At 60.8% G+C, this 16,661-nt stretch carries 20 protein-coding genes; 16 read left to right on the forward strand and 4 right to left on the reverse strand.

Going from position 1 to position 16,661, the window contains the following annotated elements:
• Positions 1–193 precede the first annotated feature (193 nt).
• The 6 genes from N5D22_RS03085 (at position 194) to N5D22_RS03110 (ending at position 4,374) form a co-directional block, all read left to right on the forward strand.
• Positions 194–1,057: a peptidylprolyl isomerase gene (locus tag N5D22_RS03085; RefSeq protein ID WP_279656012.1), complete on the forward strand. Its 864-nt coding sequence runs from the start codon at positions 194–196 to the stop codon at positions 1,055–1,057.
• An 85-nt stretch (positions 1,058–1,142) separates the two neighbouring features.
• On the forward strand, positions 1,143–2,384 hold the full coding sequence (argJ, locus tag N5D22_RS03090) for a bifunctional glutamate N-acetyltransferase/amino-acid acetyltransferase ArgJ (protein ID WP_279656011.1): 1,242 nt from the start codon (positions 1,143–1,145) through the stop codon (positions 2,382–2,384).
• 18 nt (positions 2,385–2,402) lie between these two features.
• Positions 2,403–3,179: a GNAT family N-acetyltransferase gene (locus N5D22_RS03095; RefSeq protein WP_279656010.1), complete on the forward strand. Its 777-nt coding sequence runs from the start codon at positions 2,403–2,405 to the stop codon at positions 3,177–3,179.
• Positions 3,176–3,589: an 8-oxo-dGTP diphosphatase MutT gene (gene mutT / locus N5D22_RS03100; protein ID WP_020012084.1), complete on the forward strand. Its 414-nt coding sequence runs from the start codon at positions 3,176–3,178 to the stop codon at positions 3,587–3,589. The genes N5D22_RS03095 and mutT overlap by 4 nt, the downstream gene beginning before the upstream one ends.
• Positions 3,590–3,761: 172 nt before the next feature.
• A complete protein-coding gene (locus N5D22_RS03105) occupies positions 3,762–4,076 on the forward strand; it encodes a hypothetical protein (RefSeq protein WP_279656009.1) in 315 nt (104 codons plus the stop codon).
• 70 nt (positions 4,077–4,146) lie between these two features.
• Positions 4,147–4,374 (forward strand): Flp family type IVb pilin, encoded by a 228-nt coding sequence (locus tag N5D22_RS03110; protein ID WP_279656008.1) that lies wholly within the window; start codon positions 4,147–4,149, stop codon positions 4,372–4,374.
• A gap of 4 nt (positions 4,375–4,378) precedes the next feature.
• Here N5D22_RS03110 and N5D22_RS03115 read toward each other — a convergent pair whose 3' ends face one another.
• Entirely contained in the window at positions 4,379–5,260 is an 882-nt protein-coding gene (locus tag N5D22_RS03115; protein WP_279656007.1) for a methyltransferase domain-containing protein, read from the reverse strand.
• A 143-nt stretch (positions 5,261–5,403) separates the two neighbouring features.
• On the opposite strand from N5D22_RS03115, the gene N5D22_RS03120 reads away from it, so the two are divergent.
• Genes N5D22_RS03120 through N5D22_RS03135 form a run of 4 tightly spaced genes read left to right on the forward strand, consistent with a single transcriptional unit; the run spans position 5,404 to position 7,823 of the window.
• Positions 5,404–6,192: a ComF family protein gene (locus tag N5D22_RS03120; RefSeq protein WP_279656006.1), complete on the forward strand. Its 789-nt coding sequence runs from the start codon at positions 5,404–5,406 to the stop codon at positions 6,190–6,192.
• Positions 6,193–6,252: 60 nt separating this feature from the next.
• Positions 6,253–6,507: a glutaredoxin 3 gene (gene grxC, locus N5D22_RS03125; RefSeq protein ID WP_003522552.1), complete on the forward strand. Its 255-nt coding sequence runs from the start codon at positions 6,253–6,255 to the stop codon at positions 6,505–6,507.
• A gap of 30 nt (positions 6,508–6,537) precedes the next feature.
• Positions 6,538–7,398, forward strand: a complete 861-nt coding sequence (locus tag N5D22_RS03130; RefSeq protein WP_279656005.1) for a carbon-nitrogen hydrolase family protein — start codon at positions 6,538–6,540, stop codon at positions 7,396–7,398.
• Positions 7,395–7,823 carry a DUF1178 family protein gene (locus N5D22_RS03135; protein WP_279656004.1) on the forward strand — a complete coding sequence of 143 codons (429 nt, stop codon included), beginning with the start codon at positions 7,395–7,397 and terminating at the stop codon, positions 7,821–7,823. Before N5D22_RS03130 ends, N5D22_RS03135 begins: the two co-directional genes overlap by 4 nt.
• Before the next feature lie 36 nt (positions 7,824–7,859).
• Here the strand turns inward: N5D22_RS03135 and ubiG are convergent, their stop codons facing one another.
• The gene (gene ubiG, locus N5D22_RS03140; RefSeq protein ID WP_279656003.1) at positions 7,860–8,612 is read right to left on the reverse strand and encodes a bifunctional 2-polyprenyl-6-hydroxyphenol methylase/3-demethylubiquinol 3-O-methyltransferase UbiG; all 753 of its coding nucleotides are present in this window, start codon (positions 8,610–8,612) and stop codon (positions 7,860–7,862) included.
• A 257-nt stretch (positions 8,613–8,869) separates the two neighbouring features.
• Between ubiG and N5D22_RS03145 the strand changes: the two genes are divergently transcribed.
• Positions 8,870–9,712: an SH3 domain-containing protein gene (locus N5D22_RS03145; RefSeq protein WP_279656002.1), complete on the forward strand. Its 843-nt coding sequence runs from the start codon at positions 8,870–8,872 to the stop codon at positions 9,710–9,712.
• A gap of 199 nt (positions 9,713–9,911) precedes the next feature.
• Here the strand turns inward: N5D22_RS03145 and N5D22_RS03150 are convergent, their stop codons facing one another.
• Positions 9,912–10,166, reverse strand: a complete 255-nt coding sequence (locus tag N5D22_RS03150) for a DUF2934 domain-containing protein (RefSeq protein WP_279656001.1) — start codon at positions 10,164–10,166, stop codon at positions 9,912–9,914.
• A 283-nt stretch (positions 10,167–10,449) separates the two neighbouring features.
• On the opposite strand from N5D22_RS03150, the gene N5D22_RS03155 reads away from it, so the two are divergent.
• The 5 genes from N5D22_RS03155 to N5D22_RS03175 all read left to right on the forward strand — a co-directional run bounded on the left by N5D22_RS03155 (position 10,450) and on the right by N5D22_RS03175 (position 15,495).
• Complete coding sequence (locus N5D22_RS03155) at positions 10,450–11,520, forward strand: enoyl-CoA hydratase/isomerase family protein (protein ID WP_279656000.1); 1,071 nt, start codon at positions 10,450–10,452, stop codon at positions 11,518–11,520.
• Positions 11,521–11,689: 169 nt separating this feature from the next.
• Positions 11,690–12,676, forward strand: a complete 987-nt coding sequence (gene cysP, locus N5D22_RS03160) for a thiosulfate ABC transporter substrate-binding protein CysP (protein ID WP_279655999.1) — start codon at positions 11,690–11,692, stop codon at positions 12,674–12,676.
• Between the two features lie 57 nt (positions 12,677–12,733).
• A complete protein-coding gene (gene cysT / locus N5D22_RS03165) occupies positions 12,734–13,573 on the forward strand; it encodes a sulfate ABC transporter permease subunit CysT (RefSeq protein ID WP_279655998.1) in 840 nt (279 codons plus the stop codon).
• 3 nt (positions 13,574–13,576) lie between these two features.
• Complete coding sequence (gene cysW, locus N5D22_RS03170) at positions 13,577–14,464, forward strand: sulfate ABC transporter permease subunit CysW (RefSeq protein WP_279655997.1); 888 nt, start codon at positions 13,577–13,579, stop codon at positions 14,462–14,464.
• Between the two features lie 5 nt (positions 14,465–14,469).
• Entirely contained in the window at positions 14,470–15,495 is a 1,026-nt protein-coding gene (locus tag N5D22_RS03175; RefSeq protein ID WP_279655996.1) for a sulfate/molybdate ABC transporter ATP-binding protein, read from the forward strand.
• Between the two features lie 24 nt (positions 15,496–15,519).
• Here N5D22_RS03175 and N5D22_RS03180 read toward each other — a convergent pair whose 3' ends face one another.
• The gene (locus tag N5D22_RS03180) at positions 15,520–16,617 is read right to left on the reverse strand and encodes a DNA alkylation repair protein (protein ID WP_279655995.1); all 1,098 of its coding nucleotides are present in this window, start codon (positions 16,615–16,617) and stop codon (positions 15,520–15,522) included.
• Between the last annotated feature and the right edge of the window lie 44 nt (positions 16,618–16,661).

Raw genomic sequence — 16,661 nt, forward strand, 5'->3', positions numbered from 1 at the left:
ACGCCGAATTCAGCACAAATGACGGACTTCGCCCTTCAACGTATCTGGACGCGAGGTTGCGTGACAGATAAGAGGGGGGGCAAATGATGTCAACGGTTCTGCCCGTTACAGAATGGCCACAATCCGGTGTTTGGAAGTTTTTTCAGAGCCGGAAACCATGTCTGGAGCCGGCATTGTCCCCGAAAGGTTCAAAATGTTGCGCTATAATAAAATTGCGGCTGCGGTGATTGTGGCCACGCTCGGCCTCCAGCTTCCGGCTTTCGCACAGGAAGACAAGGTTGTCGCCAAGGTCGGCGACCTGGAAATCCACCAGTCAGAACTCGATCTCGCCATGGGCAATCTCGACCCGCAGCTCGCGCAGCTTCCCGACGAGCAGAAGAAGGTCGCTGCCCTTTCCGGCGCCATCGACGTCAAGCTTCTGGTGAAGAACGCCAGCGCCGAAGGTCTGGAAAAGACTGAAGATTTTAAAAAGCGCATGGAATTCATCCAGGACCGTGAGCTGCACAACGCCTATTTCCGCAAGCATGTGGTCGATGCCGTCACCGCTGACGAAGTAAAGGCCCGCTACGACAAGGAAGTCGCAGCCCTGCCGCAGGAAGAGGAAATCAAGGCTGCGCACATTCTCGTCGCCAGCGAGGACGAAGCGAAAGACATCATCAAGCAGCTTGATTCGGGCAAGGATTTCGCCGCGCTCGCCAAGGAAAAGTCGACCGATTCCAACAAGGATGACGGCGGCGATCTCGGCTGGTTCGGCAAGGGCCGCATGGTGCCGGAATTCGAAGAGGCCGCTTTCGGCCTCGAAAAGGGCGCCTACACCAAGGCTCCGGTGAAGACCCAGTTCGGCTTCCACGTCATCAAGCTGGAAGACAAGCGCATCGCACCGCCGCCGGCTTTCGAGCAGGTCGAGCCGCAGGTTCGTCAGCTCGTCATGCGTGACAAGTACGTTGCCCTCATCGAGAAGGCAAAGGCCGACCAGAAGATCGAAATCATGGATGAGACGCTGAAGAAGGGCTACGACGAAGCCACGAAGGAACAGCAGGCTCAGCCGCAGCAGTAAAAACAAATGTTACGGGGCGGCTATGGGCCGCCCCGTTTCATCTCAGGCATTTCAGACCCCTTTTCCAGAATTTCAGGCGCTTCCCATGTCCGTTGCCGTTTCCCCGCTCGCTCCGAAATCCTATCCCGACATGCCCGCGCTGCGCGGTGTTCGCATGGCGACGGCCGCCGCCGGCATCAAGTACAAGAACCGCACCGACGTTCTCTTGATGGTGTTCGACAAGCCGGCGAGTGTCGCCGGTGTCTTCACCAAATCGAAATGCCCATCTGCCCCGGTCGATTTCTGCCGCGCCAATCTCGGCGGCGGCGTGGCGCGTGCCGTGGTGGTCAATTCCGGCAACGCCAATGCCTTTACCGGCGTCAAGGGCAAGGCCGCGACCGAGTTGACGGCGAAATCCGCCGCCGCCGCCGTCGGCTGCTTCGAAGGTGAGGTTTTCCTGGCATCGACGGGTGTGATCGGCGAGCCGCTGGATGCGACGAAATTCGCCGGTGTTCTCGGCGACATGAACGTCAGGGCAGAGGCCGATTTCTGGCAGGAAGCCGCCAAGGCGATCATGACGACCGACACCTATCCCAAGGTCGCGACCCGCACCGCCGAGATCGGCGGCGTGATCGTGACGATCAACGGTATTTCCAAGGGCGCCGGCATGATTGCGCCCGACATGGCGACGATGCTCTCCTTCGTGGTGACGGATGCCGATATCGAGCCCGCCGCCCTGCAATCCCTGCTGTCGGCCGGCGTCGGCCCGACCTTCAATTCCGTGACGGTCGATAGCGACACTTCCACCTCCGATACGCTGATGCTGTTTGCGACAGGTGCAGCGGCTGAAGACGGCCAGGTGAAGGTGACGAGCGCCGATGACGAGCGCTTGGCCGGTTTCCGCGCCGCATTGAACGATCTTCTGAAGGATCTCGCCTTGCAGGTGGTTCGTGACGGCGAGGGCGCGCGCAAGATGGTGGAAGTCACCGTAACAGGCGCGGAGAACGACGCCGCCGCCAAGAAGATCGCCCTTTCCATCGCCAATTCGCCGCTGGTGAAGACCGCGGTTGCCGGTGAAGACGCCAATTGGGGCCGCGTCGTCATGGCTGTCGGCAAGTCCGGCGAAATGGCCGACCGCGACCGCCTCGCCATCTGGTTCGGCGGCGTGCGCGTAGCCGTCAACGGCGAGCGTGACCCGGACTATTCGGAGGCGGAAACCAGCGCGGTAATGCGTCTCGAAGACATTCCGGTGGAGGTGGATATCGGCCTCGGTAACGGTACGGCCACCGTCTGGACCTGTGACCTGACGAAAGAATATGTTGCGATCAACGGCGACTATCGGAGCTGACCGTTGGAGCCGAAGAGAATGCAGGACAACAAGGCCGTCAATCTGCCGCTGGTTCGCCGTCTGGAAGCCGTCAGCTTCCGGGCATGGCCTGCCTCGTCGGTGATCTATGACGGCAGCTGGCAAATCCGTCTGACGGGTTCGCACCCCTCCAAACGCATCAACTGCGTGGTGCCGCTCGATCCCTCCGACTATGGAAACAGCGCGGTACGGCTGGAAAAGGCGCGCAAGCGCTTCGAAGATTTCGGCCGGCCGCTGGTGGTGCGCGAAACGACGCTGATGCCGCCGCAGCTCAAGGATTTCCTGGTAGAGGACGGCTGGTCCGTATTCGAAGAGGTCATGGTCATGACCGCCGATCTCTCGGGCATCGAGTTACCGGAAACGCTGGTCAGCCTGCCGAGCCACGATATCGGCCGTTTTGTCGAAGCGAGCATCAAGGTCACGGATGGCGACCCGGCGCTGCGCCCGGCGATTGCGGAGATCGTCAGCTCCATCAAACCGACGCTTGGCCTCTTCATCAATGAGGAAGTGGAGGGCAATCCGCTCGCTACCGTCATCTGCGTGCAGGATAACGATCTTGCCGGCATTCTCTCGCTCGATGTTGCGAAAGCGCAGCGCAAAAAGGGTCTCGGCACACAGATCCTGTCATCCGCGTTGCGCTGGGCCAGAATAAGCGGCGCAAAAAGCGCCTGGCTGCAGGTCGACACCACCAATGCGCCCGCCATCGCGCTCTATGAAAAATTCGGTTTCTCCGAAGCCTATCGTTATCGTTACTGGCGCAAGGATGCGGGAGAATGAGCGAGGCCGGCAAAAAAATCCTGCTGGTCGCCGCCTGCGCCCTTCTCGATCAGGATGGCCGCATTCTTCTGGCGCAACGTCCGGAAGGAAAGTCGCTTGCGGGCCTGTGGGAATTTCCGGGCGGCAAGGTTGAGCATGGCGAGACGCCGGAGGAAACCCTTGTCCGCGAGCTGGACGAGGAACTGGGCATCAAAACCAAGGTCGCCTGCCTCGCGCCGCTGACATTTGCCAGCCACACCTATGAGACCTTTCACCTCCTGATGCCGCTTTACGTCTGCCGCCGTTATGAGGGCATTGCGCATGGCCGTGAAGGACAGGCGCTGAAATGGGTGAAACCGCAGGCGCTGCGCGATTACCCCATGCCGCCGGCCGATGAGCCGCTCATCCCCTTCCTGCAGGATTTGCTGTAGAATCGGAAGTCGTCCGAAGCCCCTCGCATATTATCCCGTCACAGCTTCGTGAAAATGCGCTGTTGTCAGCGGTTTGCCGTGCCAAAACGGGGCTGTGTTAAGAGATCGTTCAGCACCCTCTGGCAGATTGTTAAGCTAAAGAAGCGGTAAACTGCGCGAGACGAGGTTGGTCATGAACGAGGATTTCTGGAAGACGGTGGAAGGTCGTCACTTGTATTCCGACAAATCCCGTCGCACCGGCGTGCTCAACGTGGCGCTACTTTTCGGCACGGCGGTCATCGCCCTTTCCCTGATCATCACGCCCATGCTTGCCGGAAAATCATCCACGCGGGTGGCGCAGTTTCCCGACAATTACGATATGATCAGCACGGGCTCCATCAAGAAGACCGATATGGGCAAGACCTATTCCATTCGCCGCAGCGTCACCCAGCCGATGCCGGATATGCCTTGCGTGGTCACGGGTTACAGCAACGAGAGCGGTTGCTGATCGTTTACCATCAACGGTAACGGATTCCTCATATCGCCGACCTAGGATAGTGCCAATTTCAACAGGGCAGATGCCGGTTGTCGCAACGCACCGGATGGTGGATGGGGAATATCCTGTGCTGCATTTTTTTATGAATTTTTGCAAAAACGAAGACGGTGCCACAGCGATTGAATACGGTTTGATCGCGGGGCTGCTTTCCGCCGCCCTCATCGCTGGCGCGGGTGACATCAGCACCAATATCAACGCCGTGTTTCAGTTCATCGGCGATACCTTAGCCGAGTTGAAACCGTCGGGCTGATCGCTCAGGACAGCTTCACCTCCGTTGTCTTCAAGGCATCTGCAAGCCGCACCTTGGCGGAACCGGGTTTCAGCGGTTTCTGCTGGCTTTCATGCGGCGCCCAGCCTGATACATAGATGATGGAAAATGTCGCCCTTATCCGCCCGTCGGGATCCGAATATCGCTCGGCATAAAGCTCCGCCGCGCGCAGGAAAAAGGCGCGGTTGAGCGGTTTCCTGCTGCGGCTCGCCAGCGGATTGGCCATGCCCATGGCGCGCAGATCGCGCATCAGCGGAAAAATCGAATCGTAACGCACCGTGTAGCTTTCCGCATCGGTAACGGGCAGCGCAAAACCTGCCCGTTGCAGCAGCGCGCCGACATCGCGCACATCGGCGAAGGGAATGACGCGCGGGCTCGCGCCACCGGTCAGTTCCGCCTCTGCCGTCAGCAGCACGTCGCGCAGTTCCTGCAGGGTGCCGCTGCCGGGAATGGCGCCGAGAAACAGGCCATCCGGTTTTAATGCCCGCCGTATCTGGATCAGCGCACCGGGCGTGTCGTTGGTCAGATGCAGGGCAAGCGGTGAAACGATGAGATTGGCGGAGGCTTCCTCAAGCGGCAGATGCTCCATGGAAGCGGCCTCGGGAATATTCGCATCCGTTGCAAAAGAGCTTTCGGTTTCGATACGGCGAATGTTATCCACCTTGCCGGTTTCCGCCAGCCGCCGGGCAGTGACGCCGGTTCCGCCGTGAAGTTCGATCGCGGTCTCGAACTGGCGCTCGACGATGGCGAGCCTGTCGGCCAGTTCTTCGGCCGCCATATCGAGAAGAAACAGAGCCTTGTCGTCGCGCCTGGCCCACGCCCGGCGGCGGTTTTGTTCGATCAGGGCCTGGTCAAAGAGAATATCCATCGTCTTGCCTGCTCGGCCTTAAGCGCCTTCGGGATCGGCGGGCCGTATCGTTGGTCTCATGCCGCTCAGGGCATCGTTTTCCCGGTGTCGGGATAGAACTATCGCCCTCGCAAAGGCACCCGTTCGGCGGTAAAGTCAACCTCATGGGCGCTGGTGAAAGTCTGTTTTCGGGGTTGCTATCGAAGTCCGCGGCCTTGTCGGCGGCAGACGGCGTGTTGCGCTCGGTCTTCCGCCTCGTTTACCCGCCGACCTGCGCCGGCTGCAATCGCATGACCGGCAGCGAAGGGGCGTTGTGTCCCGATTGCTGGCGTGATGTGGCCTTTATCGATCACCCGTTCTGCGAGATTCTCGGCATTCCCTTTGCGCGGGATCACGGAGAGGGTTTTGTCAGCGCGCGGGCGATTGCCGAGCCGCCGCCCTTCGACCGGCTGCGCGCCGTCGCCAGCCATGAGGGAGCCGCCCGCAAGCTGGTGCACCGGCTGAAATATCAGGACAGGACCGACCTCGCCCGCCTGATGGCGTTGTGGATGCTGCGGGCAAGCGACGGAGCGGTGAATGCCTGTGATTGCATCGTACCCGTGCCATTGCATCGTCACCGTTTCCTGCGCCGCCGTTTCAATCAATCCGCCGAACTGGCGCGGCATCTCGCCAGGGCCTCCGGCAAACCCTTGCTTGCCGGCACACTGCTACGCGTGAAGCCGACAGAGCGGCAGGTGGGGCTTTCCGCGCTCGCCCGGCAGGACAATATGCGCGGCGCTTTCTCGCTTGCGCCCGGCCGGGAAACCGATGTTCATGGCAAGCGCGTGGTGCTGGTGGATGACGTCTATACCACCGGCGCGACGGTGGGTGCGGCAAGCCGCGCCCTGCGCAAGGCCGGTGCCGCGGATGTGACGGTTTTGACCTTTGCAATGGCCATTTCCGGGCCTATATGAAACCTGAATGACATGACTTTATCGTGCGTTTTGCCGCACGTTTGCGAGGGCTTTGAAAACATGGCACCGGTGACGATCTATACGCGGGATTTTTGTGGTTATTGCGCGCGCGCCAAGGCGCTGCTGGACAGCAAGGGCGTGGATTATGCCGAATATAACGCCACCACGACACCGGAATACCGGCAGGAAATGATCGAGAAATCCGGCGGCACGACCTTCCCGCAAATCTTCATCAACGGCCAGCATGTGGGCGGTTGCGACGATCTGCACGCGCTGGAGCGCGCCGGCAAGCTGGACGCGCTGCTGGCCGCCTGATCGGCCCGATTTGCGGGCATGGAGGATGTGATGAGTTTCAAGGCTGCCGCCATCCAGATGCGCTCCGGCGTCGATCCGGCAAGAAATGCTGCCGATATGGAACGGCTGGTGCGCGCCGCCGCCGCCGCAGGCGCCGTTTATGTGCAGACCCCGGAAATGACGGGCGCGATCCAGAAGGATCGGCAGGCGCTGCGTGCGCAACTGCGGGATGACAATGGCGATATCATCGTTGCGACGGCCGCCCGTCTTGCCCGCGAGCTCGGCATTCATGTCCATGTCGGCTCCACGGCCATTGCCCGCCCGGATGGCAAGATCGCCAATCGCGGTTTTCTCTTCGCGCCTGACGGTTCGCGCATCTGCAGTTATGACAAGATTCATATGTTCGATGTAGATCTCGACAATGGCGAAAGCTGGCGTGAAAGCGCTGCTTATCAACCCGGCGAAGTGGCGCGTATCGCCGAACTTCCGCTGGGAAAATTCGGCTTCGCGATTTGCTACGACGTTCGTTTCCCGCAGCTTTTCCGCGCAGAAGCACTGGCCGGCGCTGAGGTTCTGACCGTTCCGGCGGCTTTCACCCGCCAGACGGGGGAGGCGCACTGGGAGGTCCTGCTGCGTGCCCGCGCCATTGAAAACGGCGCTTTCGTCATTGCCGCCGCGCAGGCCGGCGTGCATGAGGACGGGCGGGAGACCTTCGGCCATTCCATCATCATCGATCCGTGGGGCAAGGTTCTGGCCATTGCCGGCGGCACTGGAGAAGAGATCATCTTCACCGAGATCGACACATCGCTGGTGGCTGCCGCGCGCGGAAAAATTCCCAATCTCCGCAATGCCCGCGAGTTCGGTCTGGACACGGTTATTCCCCTGAAACCTGCCGGAGGTGAAGCGGCGTGATCCGTTATGCGCTGGCCTGTGAAAAGGGCCATGAATTCGAAGGCTGGTTTGCCGGCAGCGACGATTTCGACAATCAGTTGCAGCGCGGTTTCCTGTCTTGCCCGGTCTGCAATTCCGTGCAGGTCTCCAAGCTGTTGATGGCGCCTTCGGTTTCCACCGCCCGCAAGAAAGACGAACGTCAGACGCTCGCCATGGATACCGCCAGAAAGGAGGCGCTGGCGAAAATCCGTGAGGCCGTCGCCAATATCCGCGCCAATGCCGAGGATGTCGGCGACAGGTTCCCCGAAGAAGCCCGCAAGATCCACTATGGCGAAGCGGATGAGCGGGGTATCATCGGTAACGCCTCGGCGCAGGACGCCAAGGCCCTGCTGGACGAGGGCATCGAGATCGCACCGCTGCCGGCGCTGCCCGACGACGTCAACTGAACTTCTTCAGACGCCATCGCTCGTTAGCGTCCAGCGTCACCCCTGCGCCGGCCGCTTCGCCAGCATCATGTAGTTGACGTCCATATCCGGCGAGAGGTTCCAGCGATCCTGCAGCACGTTGTAGAAGACGCCGGTGCGGTGGATGATATCCATGCCGCTCGCCACCAGCGGCCGTTCAAGCTCTTCCGGGCGAACCAGTTTTTCATATTGATGCGTACCGCGCGGCAGCCAGCGCAACACGTTTTCGGCGGCGAAGATCGCCAGCGCCCTGGCCTTCATCGTGCGGTTAATCGTGGCGGCGAACATCAGCCCGCCGGGGCGCACCATTTTCGCGCAGGTGGTGACGAAGAGATCGACATTGGCCACATGCTCGACCACCTCCATGTTGAGGATGACGTCGAAGGTCTCGCCGGCTTCCTGCAACTGTTCGGCGGTGACGGCGCGGTAATCGACGCTGACCCCGCTTTCGCGGGCATGGGTGGAGGCGATGCCGATATTCTTTTCCGAGGGATCGGCGCCCACCACATCCGCGCCCATGCGTGCAACGGGTTCGGAGAGAAGGCCGCCGCCGCAGCCGATATCCAATATGCGCAGCCCCTCCAGCGGGCGGTGCGCCTTCGGGTCGCGGCCGAAATTCTCGCAGATGCGGTTGCGGATATATTCGAGCCGCACCGGATTGAACTTGTGCAGCGGGCGGAACTTGCCGGTCGGGCTCCACCACTCCGCAGCCATCGCGGAGAAGCGGTCCACTTCGCTCTGGTCGACGGTCGTCTGTGCGGTTTCGCTCATGGTTCTGCTCCATATTGCCGTTGCATTGAAGTCGGATGATTGCCCCCCGAAGTCAAGACCGGCGGTCCATTCCGGCGGCGATTTATCGGGCGCTCATTGCCGCAGGTGGAACTGATTGGATGCCTCATTTGTTTCATGCTGCGTTCATGCAGAACCGCGTATTTTCCGGTCGTGGCAGTATGCGGAACGCATACTCGTCCATCGAACATGGTGGATGCCGACAAGGGCAAAGCGGGCCTTTGCTTGAGGAGAAAGAAGTGAAGAGAAAACTGTTTGGCGCAATTGCGCTGGTGGCCATGCTTGCCGCGCCGGCTCTCGCCGAAGCTGCGACGCGCGGTTTCGCCACCGCGAATGTGAATATGCGCTCCGGCCCGAGCACGGCCTATCCGGCCGTCGTGGTGATCCCGAATGGCGCGCCGCTCACCGTCCATGGCTGCCTGTCCGATACGCCGTGGTGCGATGTCTCCTTCGTAGGCGGTCGCGGCTGGGTGGCCGGGCGTTACATCGCCACCACCTACCGGCAGAACCGGGTTTATGTCGAGCCGCGTTATTACCGCGATCTCGGTGTGCCGGTGATCACCTTCGAAGTCGGCCGTTATTGGGACCGCTATTATCGCGACCGCGACTTTTACCGCGAGCGCGACCGCTGGCGTCGCCCGCCGCCGTCCGGCGGCTACTGGAATGCGCCACCGCCGCGCGCCGACTGGGATCGCCCGCGTCCGCGTGACGATTGGCGTGACGGACGCCGGGACGACTGGCGCGATGGTCGCCGCGACGAGTGGCGCGATCCCCGTCAGGGTGGTCCGAATGACGGTCGCTGGGAGCGTCGCTACGGCGACTGGAACCAGGGTGACCGAAATCAGGACAGGCCGCGTCGAGAAGATGATCGCCGCCGCTGGGAAGATGAAAACCGCGATCGCAACCGTCAGTTCAATCAGGATGATGGTCAGCGTCGCCCCGAGCGTCGCGTCCAACCTGAAGAACAACGGCGTCCCGAAGGCCGCGCTCCGGCACAGGAGCAGGTTCGCCCGCCCGAGCCGGCACCCCGGAGCTATCGTGCGTGTGATCCGGCCGATACGGAATGCCTGTCGAGACAATAGTGTTTAGGCTGGCGGGAATACTTGCGAGCTAAACATAGTCAATGAAAAAATGTCCCCGGTCTGTCGCCGGGGACATTGTCTCGTCTTGGAAGCCCTTCCAGGGTGTCATCGTAAAATGCCCCGTTTGGCGAGGCTGCATGCCCGCGCATCATTCGGTTGCTTCCAGATTTTGGATCGATGTGTCGGTATGACCGTCCCGCTATTTCGCGGCGGCCGCCTTGCGGGCACGGCTCTTGGGCTTTGCCGGTGCTTCCACATCCACTGCCTCAGCCGCAGCGGCCTTGGGAGCGGCCTTCTTGCGTGTTGCGGGTTTCGTCGCTTCCGATGTCTTCAGCAGCGAAAATTCATGCCTGGCCTGCTCCCAATGGTGCGCGTCGCGCCCATGGGGGTGGCCTTCCTTTTCCCAGAGTGTATATGCCCGTTTACTGATCCATTCGTGTTCCGAAACCTGCATGCTCGTCTCCCGTTGCTGTTTACAGCGCCTTTGAGAAGGCGACATTCCGCTTGGTCCGGCACACGCTCGACAGGAATCAATGCCGGCATTTCCAAGCCCCATTACATGCCATGATTTTCCGGGCGTCAAGCAAACATGCTGCATTGCGAAAGCGGATTTCTGGCATTTTCCAATCCGTTAAAGCGGTTTGAGCGAAAGACGTTCCGGCAGGGCAAGATCACCGTTGCGTGATTGCGCCAAGGCCGCCAAGATGGCCGGATCAATGGCAGCGGAGGAGGCGGTCTTGGAACAGAGAACGGAAGCGGATGCGCAGGTCATCGTCGAGAAACGCGGAGGTGCCGGCATTGTCCGCCTCAACCGTCCGAAGGCCATCAACAGCCTGACATTGCCGATGGTGCGCGACCTGTTTCAGGCGCTCCAGCGTTTCGAGGACGATCCCGATATTGCCTGTGTGGTGCTGACGGGGGAGGGGGAGAGAGGGCTTTGCGCCGGCGGGGATGTCCGCATCATCCACGATCTCGGCAAGGCGGATGACCCGCAGGTTCTCGATTTCTGGCGCGAGGAATTTCCGCTCAACTATCGCATCGCCCGGTTTGGCAAGCCCTATGTGGCGCTGATGGACGGTATCGTCATGGGCGGCGGCGTCGGCATTTCCGCCCATGGCAGCCATCGCATCGTCACGCAGCGCACAAAACTCGCCATGCCGGAAACCGGCATCGGTTATTTCCCCGATGTCGGCGGTTCCTGGCTTCTTCCGAGAGCGCCCGGTGAATGCGGCACCTGGCTGGGGCTGACGGGCAATACCGTCACCGCCGCCGATGCGGTCTATGCCGGTTTTGCAGATTATTGCGTGCCTTCCGATCGCCTCGAAATACTGGTGCAGGATCTGTCGCAAGCTGCCGAGACCGATGATATCGATGCTGTCATAGCGGCTCAAGCCATTGAGGCGGGGGACGGCATTCTCGCCGCAAACCGGCACATCATCGATGCGACATTCCGTTTCGATACGGTCGAGGAGATTTTCGCCGCGCTTTCGGCCCGCGACGATGCGTTTTCACGCGAGACGCTCGAGACCCTGCAGAAGCGCTCCCCTACCAGCCTGAAACTGACATTGAGGCTGCTGCGCCTCGGCCAGGAAAGTGCGAGCCTCATCGAATGCCTGGAAAGGGAATTTGCCGCCGGCACCGAGATATTGCGCCAGCACGATTTTTACGAGGGCGTGCGTGCGGCGCTGGTCGACAAGGACCGCAATCCCCGCTGGCGGCCGGCACGGCTGGATGGGGTGACGGAGGACGACCTTGCGCCTTATTTTGCCGCACATTCCGGCAATCTGTTCCCCGATCATCGTCTCTAGGGCGACGCAAAAGAAATCCGGCTTCCTGCTATATATGAAATCATCGCCTTTGGAGTGGACGTTCTTTGGGCGAAATTTCCAATCCGCGCGCCCGGAAAGCATGGCTGTTTCTCGCGGGCGTTGCCGCCGCCCGCTATGTTGAGCACCATTCGAATTGCCGGGGGTATTCATGAAACGTCTTCTCATTATCGGTACTGCCATTGCCGCTCTTTTTGCAGGCGCGGCGCAGGCGCAGTCTCCGACCACCATTCTCAACGCATCCTACGATGTCGCCCGCGAAGTTTTCGCGGCCGAGAACGAGGCGTTCATCAAGCTGCATCCGGGCGTCACCGTCGACCAGTCGCATGCCGGCACCTCCAAGCAGGCGCGCGCCATCGTCGAGGGTCTGGAAGCCGATGTCGTGACCTTCAACCAGGTCACCGATGTCGATTTTCTGGTGAAGCAGGGCTTCGTTTCCGCTGACTGGAAGAAGGATTTTCCGAACGACGCCTCGCCGTTCTATTCCTTCCCCTCCTTCCTCGTGCGCGCCGGCAATCCCAAGGGTATCAAGGACTGGGACGATCTCGCCCGCGACGACGTGAAGGTGGTCTTCCCCAATCCGAAGACTTCGGGCAACGCCCGTTACACCTATCTGGCCGCTACGGCCTACGCCAAGGAGAAGTTCAACGGCGACGGGGCGAAGGTTCAGGAATTCGTCAAGAAAATCTTCGACAACACGCCGGTCTTTGACACCGGGGGCCGCGCCGCCACCACCACCTTCGTGGAACGCGAGATCGGCGACGTGCTGATCACCTTCGAAGCCGAGACGCGCGGCATAGCCAAGCAATATGGCGCCGACAAGGTGGAAGGCGTCGTGCCCTCCGTCAGCCTTTTGGCCGAATTCCCCGTGGCCGTGGTGGACAAGGTGGTCGACAAGCGCGGCTCGCGCGATCTGGCGAAGAGCTATCTCGACTTCCTCTATACCGAGGAAGGCCAGCGCATCGCCGCCGAATTCGGCCACCGCGTCCACAATGAAAAGGTCGTTGGCGAATTCAAGGGCAAGTTCCCGGCCATTCGCCTCGTCAATGTCGATGATGTCTTCGGCGGCTGGGACAAAATCCAGAAAGAGCATTTTGCATCCGGCGCGACGCTTGATACGCTTTACGGCAGCCGTTAATCACGACGATAAAGAACAGGCAAAAGACCCGGCGGGAAACTGCCGGGTCGCTTTTTGATGAATTGGGGGCGGGGTTTGAAGCGGAATGTGCTGCCGGGGCTGAAATTGTCCCTTGGCGTTACCCTTACTTATGTCGCCATCATCGTGCTTCTGCCGCTCTCGGCGCTGGTGTTCAAGGCGGCAAGCCTCGGGCCGGCTGAATATTGGGCGATCATTTCTTCGCCGCGCGCCGTCGCCAGCTATCGCGTCACGGTGCTCTGCGCACTGGCGGCCACGCTCTTCAACGTCGTTTTCGGACTGGCGCTTGCCTGGGTGCTGACGCGGTACCGTTTTCCCGGCTGGCGCATTGTCGATGCCATCGTCGATCTGCCCTTTGCGCTTCCCACCGCCGTTGCCGGTATTGCGTTGACGACGCTGTTTGCGGGCAATGGCTGGTTCGGCTCGGTGCTTGCGCAATTCGGCATCAAGGTCGCCTATACGCCGCTCGGCATCATGGTGGCGATGGCCTTCACCAGCCTGCCCTTCATCGTGCGCACGGTGCAGCCGGTGCTGGAAGATCTCGATCCGGCGCTGGAGGAAGCGGCGCAGTCGCTCGGCGGTTCCGATCTCGAGATATTTCGCAAGGTCATCCTGCCGCTTCTGACGCCGGCGCTTCTGGCCGGCCTCTCCCTTTCCTTCGCCCGCAGCCTCGGCGAATTCGGGGCGATCATCTTCATCGCCGGCAACCAGCCGTTTTCGACGGAGATCACCGCGCTTTTGATCTTCATCCGGCTGGAGGAATATGATTATCAGGCCGCCGCCGCCATCGCCTCCGTGCTGCTCATCACCGCTTTCGTGATGCTGGCGGTGACCAACTACCTGCAGGCGCGTGCGCTGCGTTACACGGTGAGGAGCTGAGAGATGAGCGCCGTTTCTTCACATCGCAAGCCGCCACGTGTCGGTGACGCGCCTCTCGTTCGCCGCAGTCTGATCGCCTTCGTGCTCGTCATCGGCGCCCTGCTGGTCGTCGCACCGCTTGTCATTATCGGTGTCGAAGCCTTTTCGCAGGGTTGGAAGGCCTATTCGGCCACCATTATCCACCCAGATACCCGCCACGCCATCATGCTGACGGTGCTGACGGCGCTGATCGCCGTGCCTGTCAATACCGCCTTCGGGGTTGCGGCCGCATGGGCGATCACCAAGTTCGATTTTCCCGGCCGGCGCTTCCTGCTGGTGCTGATCGAGATACCCTTCTCCATCTCGCCGATCGTCGCCGGTGTCGCCTATCTCTTCGTTTACGGCTTGCAGGGGCTGTTCGGGCCGTTCCTCGATGCGCATGACATCAAGATACTGTTCGCGCTTCCCGGCATCGTCATCGCCTCGATGTTCGTTACAGCACCTTTCGTGGCGCGGGAACTCATTCCGCTGATGCAGGCGCAGGGCCGCGATCTGGAAGAGGCGGCGACCTCGCTTGGCGCATCCGGCTGGCGCACCTTCTTTTCGGTGACCTTGCCGAACATCAAATGGGCGCTGCTTTACGGCGTCGTGCTGTGCAATGCGCGCGTGATGGGTGAATTCGGTGCGGTATCGGTGGTATCGGGCAATATTCGCGGCCAGACCAATACGCTGCCGCTCCACATCGAGCTGCTCTATCACGATTACCAGACGACCGGCGCCTTCGCCTCGGCCTCGATCCTCGCTACGCTCGCCGTCGTCACCATCATCGCCAAGGTGGCGCTGGAGCAGCGCGGCGCCGGGCGCGGGGCCAAAAAGACCAACGGCGATGCCGCCATCGCCACGGAGACCTGATTCCCATGAAAATCCGCCTCGAAAATGTGGTGAAGACCTTCGATACCTTCCGCGCCGTCCGCGATGTTTCGCTGGATATCGAAAGCGGTGAGCTTCTGGCGCTGCTCGGACCTTCCGGCTCCGGCAAGACGACTATTCTGCGCATGGTCGCCGGCCTCGAATATAGCGATGGCGGCCACATCTTCTTTGGAGATGAGGACGCCACCAATATTCCGGTGCGTGACCGTGGCGTCGGTTTTGTGTTCCAGCATTATGCGCTGTTTCCACACATGACGCTCAACGAAAACATCGCTTTCGGCATGAAGGTTTCCAGGGTGAAGCGCGACAGGGCGGCAATCGACGCCCGCGTCGAGGAGCTTCTGCGGCTGGTGAAGCTGGATGGCCTGGGTGGCCGTTTTCCGGCGCAAATCTCCGGCGGCCAGCGGCAGCGCGTGGCGCTGGCGCGGGCGCTTTCGGTCGATCCGAAAGTACTTCTTCTGGATGAGCCTTTCGGTGCGCTGGACGCCAATGTGCGCCGCGATCTCCGCCGCTGGCTGCGCGAAATTCACGATGCGCTTGGTATCACCACCATTTTCGTCACGCATGATCAGGAAGAGGCGCTCGATCTCGCCGACCGTGTGGTCATCCTCAATCAGGGAGAGATCGTGCAGCAGGGCACGCCGAAGGAGGTGTGCCGCCAGCCCAATAGTTCTTTCGTCATGCGCTTTCTGGGCGATGCCAACCGTGTGTCCGGCGTGGCGCGCGGCGGCAAGGTCTATGTCGGTGAGAACGAACTGCCTTTCTCCTATGCGCAGGGCGATGGCGCCGTCGATATCTATGCCCGCCCCGGCGATCTCGAATGGGAAGATCTGCATGAAGGCATTCCGGCCTCGGTGGCGCGGGTGCTCGACCGGGCGGGTGAGCGCCGGGTGATCGCCAGCACCGATGGCGGCGATCTTCTGGAGTTCGACGTGCCGCCGGAAAACGATGTCGCCGCCGGCGACCGCGGTTCTGTCATCATTCGCCGGGCAAAGATTTTCCCGGCGGCTTGAGGCACGGCAGGGCGCTCACCGGCTTCAGATCAGAAGTTCGAATGCGCTTTCTGCCACCAGCCTGCCATTGATCATCAGGTTGACCCTGTGAAGGCCGGCATAATGCTTGCGGGTGGTGAAATCGCGCATGGCGCGGCTGATCGACAGTGTGCTTGTCTCGCCGGGCTGAAGTTCGATCTCCTTCCATTTGAAGACCTTTGCCGAGGCGTCACCGCTTTTCTTCACATAATGCACGGTGTAGTCGATCACCAGCTTTTGCGGGCTCTTTGCCGTCGAGGTGAAAGAGGCTGAAATCCGCACCGGGTTGCCGAGAGCCACCTTGTCTGGCGTAACCTGAAACGCGGCAAGCGCGATCTGCGCTTCCTCATGCGCGCCGAGATGGGAGAGCGCCGTGGCGTCACCCTTCTTGATCAGCGTGCGCAAGGCCTGCCGCATGATCCAGCGCGTATGGCTATTGTCCTTCGGCCATCCCCCGATCAGCGCCAGCACGAAGCCGGGATTGTCCTTGGTGATGTCGTTCAGGTGATTGGCGACGGATTTACGCACATAAAGCGCCTCGTCGGCCTTCATGGTGTCGAGGATGGCGGTCACCGGCGACGGATCGTCGATCAGCGGTTTGAGCTGGAACGACCAGGGCAGGCGCGGCCGGCAGCCTTCGCTGGCCAGCCGCCGTACATGCTCGTTTTCATGCCGTGACCATGTTTCCATCACGGCAAGGGTGCGGGCCATATCCCTTTGCAGGAAATGCCGGATGGCGAACTCCGAAGAGCCGAAACGGGTGAAATAGTTCAGCGCATCCATGGAAAGATCGAAATCGTCGAGGCCGTAAAGCGCCACATATTCCGGCAGCGAAATGGAGGCGAAACCATTGCCGATGCCTGGCGCCGCGGCGGTCAGGATTTCGATGTTGCGGGCATAGTCGCCAGGCAGCGTCGCATGCAGGCTTGTCGCCACCTGCCGCATGCGCTGCATGATGCCCAGCGCTTCAAGGTTTTCGGTGGCGAGCGCGATGAAGGCGGAAACGTCAAAGGGCGGATGAACGGCCCTAGTCTGATCGGCTATATGCTGCAGTTTCTCGCGGTTGAAGATTTCCTTCAGCGCCGGTGCCGCCGTATCGCTCATGTCGCCCTCAAAGTTCACTTTTTGTTCTTTTAGGGCAGGATGGG

Origin of the sequence: Agrobacterium sp. GD03872 (assembly GCF_029840625.1) — a bacterium.
GTDB classification, from domain to species: domain Bacteria; phylum Pseudomonadota; class Alphaproteobacteria; order Rhizobiales; family Rhizobiaceae; genus Agrobacterium; species Agrobacterium fabrum_A.